Origin of the sequence: Prevotella sp. oral taxon 306 str. F0472 (assembly GCF_000257925.1) — a bacterium.
GTDB lineage: Bacteria > Bacteroidota > Bacteroidia > Bacteroidales > Bacteroidaceae > Prevotella > Prevotella vespertina.
On sequence record NZ_AJIN01000025.1, the window covers coordinates 1 to 13,257 of the forward strand.

The following is a 13,257-nucleotide window of genomic DNA, read 5'->3' on the forward strand; positions in this document are numbered from 1 at the left end:
AATTAAGAGACAATGAATCATCTATAATGATTAACTTTCAAAGAAGCTTATATGAACAGATATAATAAAAAGACTGCCCGATGGCAGCAACAGAATAAGGAAGAGCAGAAGATGAATAAGACAGAGTTCATCAAGGTAAGATGTACCTTAGAGGAAAAGCAGCGTATCAAGTCAAAGGCAGAAAGTGCGGGGCGTAAATTCTCCGACTACTGCCGTGAGATATTACTTAATGGAGAAGTAACAGCCGTTCCCAAGATGACCGAAAATGAGAGGGAAGCCATTGCCATCCTCCAACATACAGGAAGATTCTATGGGCAGGTTTCCAATCTCATAAAGGTCAAGGACGAGGATTGGCTACATATCACAAAGAACCTCTCGCTATGTGCCAAAGAAGCATTTAAGCGATTTTACGACCCGCATTTTCGTGTGAACGATGAGATATATAAGGTCTTAAATATGAGAAGAGATGATAGGAAAATGTAAGGCAATAGCGCACGGAAGCACAGCTCTGGACTATATTTTTAGAGAGGGCAAAATCGGTAGTCGGCTTGTCTTCCACAATCTTTGCAGCAGGGAGCCAAAGACAATCTATGAGGAAATGAAAGTGGTCAACGATTACAACACACGATGCAGAAACAAGTTCCTCCGCATCGAAATCGGTATAGCACCACAAGACGAGAAAAGACTGCCTGTATCCGAGCTTATGAGAATAGCCCATCTGTTTGCCAAGCGAATGGGACTTGACAACCATCAATGGGTGGCGGTAACGCACAAGGACACCGACAACAGACACATTCACATCATCGCCAACCGCATCAGCCTTTACGGAGAGGTCTATGATACCACCTTTGTGAGCAATAGGGCAGCAAAAGTGGCGGAGGAAATAAGCAGGGAGAAAAACTTGACTATCGCAAAGGAGGTCAAGGCGGAGAAGATATACCAAAAGTCAAAAGCCAATCTAACGAGAGAACAGACAAAGCAGCAGGTGCAGAAGATTTGCTATGCCCTACTTGAAAAATACAAAGGTACAGGTATCACAGGGCATTCCATGTTCCTCTATGAGCTGAATAAGAACGGCATTTCCATAGAGCGTATGAAGAACAAGCAGGGCAAGGTCTATGGTTTGAAGTTCTCCTACTGTGGACAGACATTCAAAGCTTCCGAAATCGGCAGGGAGTTCGGCTACCGTTCCCTGCAGAAGAACTTTGAAGCAACCAACAAGGAAGAATCAAAGATGCCACACCAAACAATACAAAAGCCGACAGAAAGGAAAGAACAATCTGATACAGGTTACCAACTTGTACCTCCAAGCCGTTCCTCTATCTCACGAGACAATGATACCTCACAAGTGCAGAATCCCATTGGTGCAGTGGCAGGCACCATCGTTAGCGCAGCCGATGAACTAATGGAAGGGTTGGGCGATTTGATTACACCATCCACACAGAGCGATGACTATGCCGAAGCTGTGTGGCAGCGCAGACTCAGATATCAAGCCAACAGAAAGAAGAAGCGAGGACGAGGATTATAATCCCATTACAGCGACAAAATCAGCATTACAAAAATGCAGAAAGAAGAATATCTCATTAAAAACGCTTGTTATTCGGTAATAAAGTATTATCTTTGTAAACAGAATAACAAGCGTTCTTTGTTGATGCAGAAACCTGCGGTTAATGGCACTTCGCTCGTTTCCAAATCGTTACCTGTTTAGTTTGTATAGCAAGGTAACTTCTTTATTTTCAATTAGATACATTTTAGAAATTATCTCATTGTGTAAAAGACGCAAGTCTAGTAGGTAATTAAAAGAAGGTATAGGAGAAATGAAATGCAAACAGGTACTCTAACAAGCGCTAACGCCTAATCCTCGATTCGTATAGTACTACTTCCTTGAACCTTAGTCAATACTTCTAAATAAATAAAGTCCTTTAAGATAGAGGCTTCTTACAATCTCTTTAATTCTTCAAGAAACGTCTATTACGCCTCTATTCCATTGTTTATATGCAAGGAATAAGCACTAGTCTTTACGATGAATAAAGTATTGACTAAAACCTTAGCTTACTTGCTTTATTAACAGATTATACTTATTTTTGTAACCGAGTTCAAGGCTCTCTCCAATGGAACTAGTTAGTTATTTCGAGAGTAGGGCAGTATGAGATTCAAATAATAAAAGGTTAGTTTATGTTAGGAGCAATAGTTGGAGACATCATAGGGTCAGCCTATGAGTTTAAGAATACGAAGCGGAAAGAGTTCCATTTGTTTACTCCGAAGAGTAAATTCACAGATGATACGGTGATGACGTTGGCTGTGGCTCGATGGCTGTGTGACGATAAGGAGCATTGCAAAGAAACACTGGTTCGACACATGCAAGAGCTTGGCAGGCGTTATCCAACGGCTGGTTATGCTGGTAGTTTTATGCGTTGGTTGTATAATCCAGAGCCTCAACCTTATAATAGCTATGGGAATGGCTCGGCTATGAGGGTAAGTCCCGTTACGTTCTATGCGCATAGTTTACAGGAAGCATTAGGTCTTGCGAAGATATCAGCAGAGGTGACACACAATCATTCGGAAGGCATAAAAGGAGCACAAGCAATTGCTTCCTCCATTTATCTTGCACGTCATGGAGCAACGAAGAGGGAGATTAAGAGCTATGCAGAGGAGAACTTTCATTATGATTTAAGTCGGCAATTGGATGATATCCGACCTACTTATTCCTATGATATGTCCTGTCAGAATACTGTCCCACAGGCTCTTTTAGCATTCCTTGAGGGTGCCAACTTTGAAGATGTGATGCGTTCGGCGGTATCTATAGGAGGCGATTCTGATACGATAGCAGCAATGGCTGGTGGTATAGCTCAAGCCTTTTATGTGATTCCGAAGAAGCTTTCAAGTTATTGCTATGCCCTCCTAACTCCCGAGTTGCGTGGCGTTCTTAATGATTTTGAAGACTTGTTGGGCTGTCGAGAGGCTGATCCTTTTAACATTGAACGTTTCATAGAGGCACAGAATACGGGCAATACTTATCGCCAAGCATTGGTAGAAATGCAGCAAGGACACAAGCAGACGCATTGGATATGGTTTATTTTCCCACAGCTAAAAGGCTTTGGTCACAGTGCGTATTCACAGTATTATGGATTGGCTGATACCGATGAAGCACGCACTTATCTGGCTCATCCACTATTGAACGAACGCTTACGCACAATCACTAAGGCAGTCCTGTTGCATGACAATATGGATGTGAAAAGGGTAATGGGGAGTAGCATTGATGCCGTCAAACTCAAATCTTCTATGACGCTATTTGACGTAGTTTGTCCTAATGATATCTTTGAAGAAGTACTGAAAACGTTCTATGGTGGGGAGCGAGATAGCCTAACCTTGAATAAAATAGGTTTATAGGATAAGAGGATTTAAGTCTGAATAACAAGCAGGGAGAGTATAATAAATAGCGAATAATACCGTTTTCTATGATGTAATCTTTAACTTAATAACATTCAAAACCCAATGAAACGGATAATTACATTAGCTTTCTTGAGTGCCATCTCGTTAGCTTCTTTTGCACAGAGTAAGGCTGGAACATGGTCGGTGATACCTCATGTTGGTGTGTCGATAGCCTCTCTAACTCATCAATCAGGCGGTACAGTGGTTGGTGATAATCAATCTCAAGAGCTGAAGCCACAGGCTCGCCCAGGTTTTACAGGCGGTGTCGATGTGATGTATCAGGCATCTGATATTGTTGGATTATCAATCGGTTTAAGTTACGTTCAGGCTGGTTGTAAGTACAAGGACGTTGATGATAATGGTGTGACATGGCACGATCATTACGATCGAATGGACTATATCTCGGTTCCTCTTGTGGGTCATTCTTACATTGCGCCGGGGCTTTCAATCAACGTAGGTGTCGCCCCTTCTTTCTTAATCTATGGTAAGTATCATGCTGGAATGCAGACTTATGACCTTGATACAGATGGACATAGAACGAATGTAAAAGAGGCAGAGATAGACCAAGACATTAAGAAAGGACTACGCAATTTCACCCTTTCAATCCCCGTTGGTATCAGTTATGAGTATGAGAATGTGGTGTTAGATGCTCGTTATAATGTAGGTGTACTTAATGCTTATAAATATGGACTAACCGCCCGCAATAAGGTCTTTGAGGTATCTGTAGGGTATAAGTTTGATTTGTAAGAACAGCTCCACTACCTTCTTCTAGTCTAACGGAAAGCCTCCTCAAGCCCCTCTGAAGGAGGGAATGTTGCCTAACGGAAGTTTGCTGGGAAGGTCTGGCTTGTTTTGAAGGAACGCCCTCTTCAATGCGAAGAAGGCGTTTCTTCATGTCAAAGAAACGCCTTCCTTAAATGGAGAAGAGGCTCTCTTAATTTGCACCCATTCGTTCTTCCTCCCTTTGAGGGGATGTTGGGAATGGATTCAAAGACAGCTTACTTCCCCCGTTGTTTCAATCTACGTAGAAGCCAGAAGTAGGCTGGGATAAGGAATAAATCAGCCATTATCCAAGCGACGGGATCGGCATAACAGACGCCTAACCATGCGAAAGTTGGTACTAACCAAAGGCTAACACCGCAACGGGCAATCATCTCCATGACACCACTCATCATACTCAAATTGCTATATCCGAGCCCCTGAATACTATAACGGAGGATGACCAGCACACCTAATGACGGATAGAACCAGTTGGCTATACGCATGAGTTGAGCTGCATTAGCGATGACCTCTTGCTCACCACTATTGACAAAGAGCATCATCATCTCGTCTGCAAAAGGATAGATAATCGCCACTGTCAATACGAAGTAAGCCATCATAATCCACATAGAATCGCGCACTCCCGTCTTTACTCGGTCTATTCTCTTAGCTCCAATGTTCTGTCCACAATAGGTTGCCATGGCTACACCGATATTTTCCAGCACACAGGTGAAGAGATATTTAATGCGTATTGCCGCCGTAAACGATGCTACATAAATCGTACCAAGGGCGTTGTTCGCACTCTGAAGCATGATGATACCAATGGAAGTGATGGAGAATTGCAGTCCCATTGGTATGCCATTGTTTAGCAGAATACTAATCTTCTTGTTATCGAAAGAGCGTTCCTCGCCCTTGGGAACAAGGATCGTTAGCTTCTTTTTAATATACCACCAACACAGAACGGAAGCAACAGCTTGACTCAAGAAAGTGGCGATACCTGCTCCTTCTACGCCCATTCTCAATAAGAGAATAAGCACGATATCAAGCAAGATGTTGAGGAATGACGATGCAATTAAGAAGTAGAAAGGTTGCTTCGAGTTCCCCAGTGCACGTATCTGACCCGATAGTAAGTTGTAAGCAATGGTAAATGGAATCGTACAGAACTGTAGGAAGAGGAAGACGTAAGCGTCATGGAACACATCCTCTGGCGTGTTGACGAGGTGAAGAATCTTACCACAAAAAATGCAAGAAAGCAATGTGATGACGATTGCCAATACAACGGCAATACGGATGGAATTGCTTACGTAGCATCGCATCTTGTGATAATCGCCCGCTCCGAAAGCCTGTGCTATAGGGATGGCGAAGCCTGCGCACGAACCATTACAGAACCCCATGATAAGGAACATAATGCTGCTTGAGGCTCCAACAGCCGCTAATGCGTTCACTCCTATCCATCGCCCGACGATGGCGGCATCGATGATTAGATACATCTGCTGCAATAGGTAGCCGAGAATAAGGGGTATGGCAAACTTGATGATGGCGCGAGATGGTGCGCCTTGGGTCATACTTTCTGTATGAATTGATTGTGGCATGGTGTGGTTGTGTTAGTGGTTGACGAGTAGACGGGTAGACGAGTAGACGAGTTAATAGGTCGTGTCGCTATCATTACAAGCAACTTGTCAACTTGTCAACCCGTCTACTCGTCCACTTGTCTACTCTTTCTCCGGATACAGAAGATTAGCTTCTGTGATGTTATCCAGCACCTCTGTGAGGAATTTACGTGATTCCCACTTAGCCATGGGGAGGTCATGTAGTAGATAGTTACCGCAGTCGCGTGGTGCAGCACCAGGTATCTCGCCCTCGTAATCAGCGACGAATTGGAAGGTGCGACGCATGAGTTCTACAATATCCTTCGACTCCAAGTCGCCTTGAAGGATAAGGTAATTACCTGTCAGGCAGCCCATTGGTCCCCAATATACAACTCGGTCTTTCCATTCCGGGTCGTTTCGAAGATAGGTAGCAGCCAAATGCTCAATAGTATGGATAGCTCCCACGTGCAGCACAGGCTCACGATTTGGCTCCTTCATACGTATGTCGAAAGTGGTAACAACCTCGTTGCCTACCTCGTCTTTACGGCTTACATAGATGCCACGTAGCAATCGCTCGTGGTCAATAGTGAATGATGGAATCTTGTTCATAGTTGCTTTCTTTTGTTGTTATATTACTGTGTAACGAGGCTCTCACTCCTTTTATATGATACTAATAAAGTGTTTCGTCACCTCAAAGCTACCGTTAGCTATCCTGTTCCAGAAGTCGAAGTACTGGCTAGCCTTGTTATCCTTCAATGGAATATCACTGATGACACGGAAAGATATAAAGGGTTTCTTGTAGATGTGGCAGACCTGTGCAATGGAGCAACTCTCCATGTCGACAGCTGTTGCCGATGGGAACTTATCAAGGATCTGTTGCATCTTCTCCCGTGAGTTAACGAACCATTCGCCACTAACAGTTAGCCCTGCTTTGACATGAATATCCTTACAATCGTTACGTGTATTTAGTGAGAGAGCCTTCTCAATAAGCTCTGTTGGTGCCTTAAAACGGGCTGGCATACCAATAATCTGACCATATTGTACCTCGTCACCACAATATGCGTCATGGTAAGTACACTCGCTTGCTACCACCACATCAGTTACCTCCAAAGAGGTGTCGGCACCGCCTGCACAACCACTTGATATAACTAAGTCGGGGTTGTAATGATTAATCATCTCCACAGCACCAATAGCCGAGTTAACCTTACCAATACCACATTGTTGCAGGATAATCTCCTTATCCTCTAGCGTTCCGGTTACGAAGTCTTTATGATGATAACGCTCTGTTTGCGTGTCTGAGAGAATTGACTTGAGTTGCGTGAACTCCTTGTCCATCGCAACGATGATTCCTATTTTCATACTGCAAAGGTACGAAAAAGTTAGAAGTTGGATGTTGTAAGTACTTTGTTTTTTGTAACTTTGCACGCATTAATACGCATACTTTAGAAGAAACAAAACGCTAGAAATATGAGAACTTATAAGAAATTCCTACCTGATGTAGTGGTGGTATTGGTATTTGCGATTATCTCTTTCGCTTACTTCCTTGTGCCCGTTACACAGGGAAAGATACTCTTTCAGCACGATGCTTCAGCGGGTGTTGGCTCGGCGCAAGAGCTTACGGAGTATCAAAATCGTACGGGTGAGACAACGAGATGGACTAATTCTATCTTCGGAGGTATGCCTACTTATCAGATGTCACCATCTTATCAGTCGACCGATGGACTGTTACAAGTGATGAACGCATACCATCTCTGGTTGCCAGATAACGTATGGTTCCTCTTCGCCTACCTGTTAGGTTTCTATATTCTGTTGCGTGCCTTCGACTTCAGACAGACGTTAGCTGCACTCGGAAGTATCATGTGGGCGTTCTCGTCCTACTTCCTAATTATCATCGCAGCAGGCCACTTGTGGAAGGTAATGGCATTAGCCTATCTACCGCCAATGATTGCTGGTATCGTCTTAGCCTATCGTGGTCGATACCTGTCAGGATTCATTGTTACAGCACTCTTCACGGCATTTGAGATAAAGGCGAACCATGTGCAGATGACGTATTACTACCTGTTTATCATCCTCTTCATGGTGATAGCTTACCTTGTAAAGGCTGTGCGTGAGAAGCAACTAGCAGGCTTTATGAAGTCGACAGGCGTCGTGGCAGCTGCAGCAGTGATTGGTATTGCAATCAATCTATCGAGCCTCTATCACACATGGCAGTATCAGAAGGAGAGCATGCGAGGCAAGAGTGAGTTGGTAAAGAAGGATGCCGCCAATCAAACAAGCTCTGGTTTAGACCGTGACTACATAACACAATGGAGTTATGGCATTGATGAGACTCTAACGCTCTTAGTGCCTGATGCGAAGGGTGGGGCTACTGTCCCATTGAGCAAGAACGCCACTGCTATGGCAAAAGCCGACCCACAGATACAATCGATGATACCGCAACTCTATGATGCAATACCGCAATACTTTGGTACGCAGCCAGGCACTAGTGGACCTGTTTACGTGGGTGCTTTCGTGTTGTTCCTCTTCATCTTAGGATTGTTCATTGTGCGTGGCTCTATGAAATGGGCACTACTGGCGGCTACTGTTCTGTCGGTTCTTCTAGCATGGGGACATAACTTCATGGGCTTTACGAACTTCTTCCTCGATTATATACCGATGTATGCTAAGTTCCGAACTGTGGCTAGTATCCTCGTAATAGCCGAGTTTACGATACCTCTTTTGGCTGCGCTTGCCTTGAAGAAGATAGTTGATGAGCCTGAAGTACTTACCAAACAGATGAAGTTTGTCTACACCAGTTTAGCTCTTACAGCAGGTGTTGCGCTATTGATTGCCCTGTTCCCAGGTATGATGGAACCCTTTGTCAGCGACCAAGAGCGTCAGATGATTACCAGTATCCAAGGCATGGATGGCAATACTGCTAACACTATTTTAGCCAACATCGCAGCGATGCGTGAGGCAATGGTGAGTGCTGACGCATGGCGTTCGGTCATAGTGATCTTGATAGGTTTCGCCCTCTTGTTCCTCTACAAGATGAAGAAGTTACGTGCCGATTATATGGTTATCTGCATGGCAGTACTTTGTCTTGTTGATATGTGGCAAGTGGACAAACGATACCTAAATGATGAGATGTTTGTTCCCAAGAGTGAGCGTGATATGCCTCATCAAGCCACTTCCACTGACCTTGCCATTATGAAGGATAAGAGCCTTGACTACCGTGTGTTGAACCTCGCTTCGAACACCTTTAACGAGAACGAGACATCTTTCTTCCATAAGAGTATCGGTGGCTATCACCCAGCGAAGTTGCGTCGTTATCAAGAGATGATTGATGCTTACATTGCACCCGAGATGCAAGCTGCTATGCAGGCAATCGCTGCTAAGAATGGAAATATGCAGGAGGTGGATGGCGCGAAAGTGTTCCCTGTATTGAATATGCTTAACACGAAGTACTTCATCCTACCATTGCAAGGAGGTGCAACGATGCCTTTGCAGAATGTTTATGCACAAGGGAATGGATGGTTCGTAGATAAGATTAACTATGTAGCTGACGCCAACGCGGAATATGCCGGAGTAGGTAAGATTGATGTACGTCACGAAGCCGTTGCAGATAAGAAGTTTGAGTCTGTCCTCGGACAAGCACAGAGTAACGACTCAACGGCTATAGTGAAACTCGTCAAGTATGAGCCTAACAACCTGCAATACACTATAGAATCTAAGAAGGGGGGAGTGGTTGTCTTCGCTGAAATCTATTATCCTGGATGGACAGCAACGATTGATGGTCAGCCTGCAGAACTCGGTAGGGTGAACTACATCCTACGTGCTTTGAATGTGAAGGCAGGCAAGCACACGGTTGTACTCGACTTCCATCCAACGAGTATATCCACGACTGAGACAATCGCTTACATCGCTATCGTCATCTTGCTCTTGGCTATTATTGGAGCGGGATATATGAGGTTTAAGAATCGAAAAGAAGCCTAATCCCCCAATAACAGCCCCACACAACCCCTCTACAGCCTCACCCCCAACCCCTCTCCGAATGGAGAGGGGAGTGATTAGAGACGGTGGGTAATGAGGTAACAACTCGTTTACCCGTTTACTCGTAAACTTGTTTACTCTCACACAATAGTATATATAAGAGGTGCTTTATGCAAGTGTTACACTCGCATGAAGCACTTCTTTTTGTTCGTAGGTGATAGGGGGAAGAGTAAAGACGGATGCTAATAGGTGCGCTCACTTATATGAAAGAATGCCCTGCATAGGCTTTTGTCACTCTCAAACCAGCGCATGGTAATGAAAGTTTCAAGCCTTGAGACTGTGTGTTTCAAGCCTTGAGACCGTGTGTTTCAGAGCCTGAGACTGTGTGTTTCAAGCCTTGAGACTGTGTGTTTCAGAGCCTGAGACTGTGTGTTTCAGAGCCTGAGACTGTGTGTTTCAGAGCCTGAAACTGTGTGTCTTGGAGCCTGAAACTGTGTGTCTCGGAGCCTGAAATAATAAGTATCATAGTTTGAGACTATGCGTTCCATGTATTGAGTTACAATTCATTGTACAGGCTTGTATAACTGTGTAGAATAATGGTTTTGCGGGTGATAAGACCTTATTGAACGAATAAGGTACACACAAGAAAAAGGGGATGTATCAGTCGTTAACAACGCTTGTGATACATCCCCTTGAGTGAAGTTTTACTCTTCCATTAGTTTGCGATACCTGCCTTTCTTGATTTCTTCATTACCTAGACGGCGCGCTTTGTTGATCTCGTAATCGGAGAAACCGCCTTCGAAGAATACGACCTCGCCATTGCCTTCGAAAGCAAGGATGTGCGTACAAATACGATCGAGGAACCATCTGTCGTGGCTGATGACTACTGCACAACCTGCGAAAGCCTCTAAACCTTCCTCAAGCGCACGTAGCGTATTCACGTCGATGTCGTTCGTTGGCTCATCGAGGAGTAACACATTGCCTTCCTGCTTGAGTGCTAATGCCAGTTGCAAGCGGTTGCGCTCACCACCAGATAGCACTGAACAGAGTTTGCTCTGGTCGGTTCCTGAGAAGTTGAAACGTGACAGATAAGCACGCGAATTGATGTCACGCCCACCCATGCGGATGGTTTCGTTGCCCTGTGCCACTACGTCATAAACGGTCTTGTTAGGGTCGATGTCCTTGTGTTGCTGGTCTACATAAGCCAACTTAACGGTCTCACCCACCTCAAACGTACCGCCATCTACCTGCTCAAGTCCCATGATGAGGCGGAAGAGAGTGGTCTTTCCTGCACCATTAGGACCGATGACACCAACGATACCATTAGGTGGCAACATGAAGTTGAGGTCGTTGAATAGCACCTTATCGCCAAACGCCTTCTTCACGTGCTGCGCCTCAATCACCTTATTACCGAGGCGTGGACCGTTCGGGATAAATATCTCTAACTTCTCTTCACGCTGCTTCTGTTCCTCGTTGAGCATTTGTTCGTATGAGTTCAAACGAGCCTTACCTTTTGCCTGTCGAGCCTTTGGTGCCATGCGAACCCACTCCAGCTCTCGCTCGAGAGTCTTACGTCTCTTCGATGCAGACTTCTCTTCCTGTTCCATGCGTTTGGTCTTTTGATCGAGCCACGAAGAGTAGTTTCCCTTCCAAGGAATCCCTTCCCCGCGGTCGAGTTCGAGTATCCATTCGCTCACATCATCTAGGAAGTAACGGTCGTGAGTGACGGCAATAACGGTGCCTTCATACTGCTGTAAGTGCTGTTCCAACCAGTCGATACTCTCTGCATCGAGGTGGTTGGTAGGCTCATCAAGCAGTAGAACGTCGGGCTTCTGTAGGAGTAATCGGCACAAGGCAACGCGTCTGCGCTCACCACCAGACAGATTTGTCACAGGCAAATCGCCCTTAGGACAGCGCAAGGCATCCATCGCCCGTTCCAGTCGGGAGTCGATGTTCCAAGCGTCAGTAGCGTCGATGAAGTCTTGAAGTTCAGCCTGTCTCTGCATGAGTTTATCCATCTTGTCGGCATCAGAGTAATACTCCTCCAAGCCGAACTTCACGTTGATATCGTCATACTCTTTGAGTGCGTCATAGATTTGTTGCACTCCCTCCATGACGTTCTCTTTGACTGTTTTACTCTCATCGAGCGGTGGATCCTGTGGTAGATAGCCCACCGAATAACCCGGGCTCCACACAACTTCGCCCTGCGTAGGCTCTACAAGCCCTGCAATAATCTTCATTAAGGTGGACTTACCCGCACCATTAAGACCAATGATACCTATCTTTGCGCCGTAGAAGAACGATAGATAAATGTTCTTCAGGATTTGTTTTTGGTTCTGTGGGATGATCTTTGACACGCCCACCATTGAGAAGATAATCTTCTTGTCGTCAACTGTTGCCATTGAATGTACTGTTTTGTTTGGTGGACAAAGATAGCTAAAATAATCCGTATTAACAAATCAATAGCATTGCAGAAGGGCGTCTGCTCGAAATGAAGAGAGCCTTTCCTTCCTGTGAGAAGAGCCTCTCTTCGGGTGGAAGAGAGGCTCTTTTGAAATGGAGGGAACGCTCTATTGTATGCTATTTTGTGTATGCTTTGTATATAAAGGTATTCTTTTCTGCTGGGTGTAAGGCGTTTATGATCGTGCAAATAATAAGATGAATATTTAGTCAAGGTGCTCATTACACCAAGTTATGAGCGATGCTACTAATGGGAACAACTCTTTACCTGTTGTAGAGAGTGCGTATTTACCAGCCTTCTCAGTGATAATCTCGTCCTGTATTAATACCTGCAAGGAATTGGCGAGTTCGCTCTCAGGAAGATCCTTTAGTAGTGTGTTGTATCCTTTCGAACCACTTGCACCGAGTAACTGGATAATCCACAGCGTGTCCGGTCGGCATATCCTTGCAAGGACATTACGTATCGGACACGTTGGAAATAAGGGGTCGGTTACCATTTAAGTGGCTCATTTAAGATATTGCCATCACTAGCGGGAGAGTCGCTCTCAACGAAGCTGTTTGCCTTATATTGTATGCAAAGCATGAGCAACTCACCCTTACCTGTATTCTTCAATGCACGTTTGCCTTCTGGAGCAACACGTATGATACTACCTTCAGAGACTGGGAATATATCGCCATCTACCTGATATTCGCCCTCACCTTTTAGTATGAAGTAAAGTTCCTCGTGTGTCTTATGTGTGTGCAAGAAGCCACTGTCTTGTCCTGAAACGAGTGTTTGGAATGATAGCTCACTACCTGTTGCGTGCAAAGCCTGCCCTGCGAACACCTTACCGGGTATCTCAATCTCGCCCATAGGGAGCACATAATCTTTGATCTCGTTGAGCTTTCCAACTGTTACTGCTGTGTAGTTCTTACCATCCTTAATTGTTTCAATCGTCTTCATAATGCTTTATTTGTTTAATTGTTATTATTTTGTTTTGACGATGCAAAGGTATAGTCTTTCATAGAATCGCACAAGTAGGCACGCAAAGGTCAGCCAGTTACC

11 protein-coding genes are annotated in these 13,257 nt (G+C 44.8%); 5 read left to right on the plus strand and 6 right to left on the minus strand.

Annotated elements, in window-relative coordinates:
- Positions 1-51 precede the first annotated feature (51 nt).
- From HMPREF9969_RS03715 to HMPREF9969_RS03730, 4 genes are all read left to right on the plus strand, one after another.
- On the plus strand, positions 52-483 hold the full coding sequence (locus HMPREF9969_RS03715; protein ID WP_009434551.1) for a plasmid mobilization protein: 432 nt from the start codon (positions 52-54) through the stop codon (positions 481-483).
- Entirely contained in the window at positions 467-1,528 is a 1,062-nt protein-coding gene (locus tag HMPREF9969_RS03720; RefSeq protein WP_009434529.1) for a relaxase/mobilization nuclease domain-containing protein, read from the plus strand. The genes HMPREF9969_RS03715 and HMPREF9969_RS03720 overlap by 17 nt, the downstream gene beginning before the upstream one ends.
- 647 nt (positions 1,529-2,175) lie before the next feature.
- Complete coding sequence (locus tag HMPREF9969_RS03725) at positions 2,176-3,390, plus strand: DUF1810 family protein (protein WP_009434540.1); 1,215 nt, start codon at positions 2,176-2,178, stop codon at positions 3,388-3,390.
- Positions 3,391-3,495: 105 nt separating this feature from the next.
- Positions 3,496-4,179 carry a porin family protein gene (locus HMPREF9969_RS03730; RefSeq protein WP_009434573.1) on the plus strand — a complete coding sequence of 228 codons (684 nt, stop codon included), beginning with the start codon at positions 3,496-3,498 and terminating at the stop codon, positions 4,177-4,179.
- Between the two features lie 251 nt (positions 4,180-4,430).
- On the opposite strand, the gene HMPREF9969_RS03735 is transcribed toward HMPREF9969_RS03730, so the two are convergent.
- The 3 genes from HMPREF9969_RS03735 to HMPREF9969_RS03745 form a co-directional block, all read right to left on the minus strand.
- Positions 4,431-5,783 (minus strand): MATE family efflux transporter, encoded by a 1,353-nt coding sequence (locus tag HMPREF9969_RS03735; RefSeq protein WP_009434562.1) that lies wholly within the window; start codon positions 5,781-5,783, stop codon positions 4,431-4,433.
- A 120-nt stretch (positions 5,784-5,903) separates the two neighbouring features.
- On the minus strand, positions 5,904-6,389 hold the full coding sequence (locus HMPREF9969_RS03740) for an S-ribosylhomocysteine lyase (protein ID WP_004383851.1): 486 nt from the start codon (positions 6,387-6,389) through the stop codon (positions 5,904-5,906).
- A 51-nt stretch (positions 6,390-6,440) separates the two neighbouring features.
- Positions 6,441-7,139 (minus strand): 5'-methylthioadenosine/adenosylhomocysteine nucleosidase, encoded by a 699-nt coding sequence (locus tag HMPREF9969_RS03745; RefSeq protein ID WP_009434584.1) that lies wholly within the window; start codon positions 7,137-7,139, stop codon positions 6,441-6,443.
- Positions 7,140-7,247: 108 nt separating this feature from the next.
- On the opposite strand from HMPREF9969_RS03745, the gene HMPREF9969_RS03750 reads away from it, so the two are divergent.
- A complete protein-coding gene (locus tag HMPREF9969_RS03750) occupies positions 7,248-9,755 on the plus strand; it encodes a YfhO family protein (protein WP_009434601.1) in 2,508 nt (835 codons plus the stop codon).
- 701 nt (positions 9,756-10,456) lie between these two features.
- Here the strand turns inward: HMPREF9969_RS03750 and ettA are convergent.
- The 3 genes from ettA to HMPREF9969_RS03765 form a co-directional block, all read right to left on the minus strand.
- Complete coding sequence (gene ettA, locus HMPREF9969_RS03755) at positions 10,457-12,154, minus strand: energy-dependent translational throttle protein EttA (RefSeq protein WP_009434614.1); 1,698 nt, start codon at positions 12,152-12,154, stop codon at positions 10,457-10,459.
- Between the two features lie 264 nt (positions 12,155-12,418).
- On the minus strand, positions 12,419-12,709 hold the full coding sequence (locus tag HMPREF9969_RS03760; RefSeq protein WP_009434574.1) for a winged helix-turn-helix transcriptional regulator: 291 nt from the start codon (positions 12,707-12,709) through the stop codon (positions 12,419-12,421).
- Positions 12,703-13,155: a cupin domain-containing protein gene (locus HMPREF9969_RS03765; RefSeq protein ID WP_009434554.1), complete on the minus strand. Its 453-nt coding sequence runs from the start codon at positions 13,153-13,155 to the stop codon at positions 12,703-12,705. The genes HMPREF9969_RS03760 and HMPREF9969_RS03765 overlap by 7 nt, the downstream gene beginning before the upstream one ends.
- Positions 13,156-13,257 lie beyond the last annotated feature (102 nt).